The 468-nt window shown below is 53.0% G+C and carries 1 protein-coding gene; it reads left to right on the top strand.

Going from position 1 to position 468, the window contains the following annotated elements; all coding sequences use genetic code 11:
• Positions 1-468, top strand: a 468-nt coding sequence (locus SPM24T3_RS24140; protein WP_009639466.1) for a trehalase family glycosidase, incomplete at both ends; no start/stop codon positions are given.

Below are 468 nucleotides of genomic sequence, written 5' to 3'. Positions count from 1 at the left end.
TTCAGCATGTTGGGTCTGGCCGTCAGCGGTCGTACTGATTTGTTGAAAAACATGGCGAATAACTTCGCCTGGATGATCGACACCTATGGACACATTCCTAACGGTAACCGCACTTACTACCTGAGCCGCTCTCAGCCGCCGGTATTTGCCATGATGGTGGAGCTGTTTGAGAAGGATGGTGTGCACGAAGCAGAGCGTTATCTGCAGCAGCTAAAGCGTGAACATGCATTCTGGATGGATGGTGAAGCCTCACTCAAGCCTAACGAAGCCTATCGTCACGTGGTGATGCTTTCTGACGGATCGGTACTCAATCGCTACTGGGATGATCGTGATACCCCTCGCGATGAGTCCTGGATTGAAGATGTGGAAACCGCCAGCAATTCGGCCCGTCCTTGCAACGAAGTGTATCGTGATCTTCGTGCCGGAGCCGCTTCTGGCTGGGACTTTTCTTCACGCTGGCTGAGCGAG

The sequence above is a fragment of the Serratia sp. M24T3 genome, from assembly GCF_000257645.1.
Classification (GTDB): domain Bacteria; phylum Pseudomonadota; class Gammaproteobacteria; order Enterobacterales; family Enterobacteriaceae; genus Rouxiella.
The sequence above is the reverse complement of the archived record's forward strand: the minus strand, read 5'-3'. Positions and strand labels throughout refer to the sequence as shown.